The organism is Acetomicrobium sp. S15 = DSM 107314, from assembly GCF_016125955.1.
Classification (GTDB): domain Bacteria; phylum Synergistota; class Synergistia; order Synergistales; family Thermosynergistaceae; genus Thermosynergistes; species Thermosynergistes pyruvativorans.
This window is the reverse complement of sequence record NZ_JADEVE010000290.1, coordinates 1-372: the sequence shown is the minus strand read 5'-3', so window position 1 is coordinate 372 and position 372 is coordinate 1. Positions and strand designations below refer to the sequence as shown.

The 372-nt window shown below is 50.8% G+C and carries 1 protein-coding gene and 1 pseudogene; one reads left to right on the top strand and one right to left on the bottom strand.

Going from position 1 to position 372, the window contains the following annotated elements:
• Positions 1-166, top strand: a pseudogene (locus EZM41_RS08630) (ribonuclease Y); the annotation flags it as partial.
• A gap of 11 nt (positions 167-177) precedes the next feature.
• Here EZM41_RS08630 and EZM41_RS13820 read toward each other — a convergent pair.
• Positions 178-372 (bottom strand): hypothetical protein (locus EZM41_RS13820; RefSeq protein WP_232619234.1); only part of this gene is annotated, 195 nt, incomplete at its 5' end.

Here is a 372-nt window from a genome sequence, read left to right as displayed (position 1 = left end):
AGGACGAGAGGTGCGCGTCATGGTCTCCCCTACGGTGGCTGATGACGGGGCGGTTTACAAATTGTGTTACGAGATAGCCAAGAAGGTGGAGAATGAGATGAAGTATCCCGGTCAGATACAGATCACGGTGATTCGCGAGATGCGCGCCGTGGAATACGCCAAGTGACCATGAAAATCTTATTTCTCTGCGACATTGTGGGAAAGCCGGGAAGGAAGTCGGTGAAGGAACTCCTGCCGAAGATAAGGCTGATGATCTTCAGGTGACATTTCAAGACCGTGAAGGATTATGGAAAAGAGATTGGTATCCATCAAAAGGAGCAACAATGGTTGCGGCGATCGAAACGAAGGAATGGGAAGGCTCCTTGAGCCGCC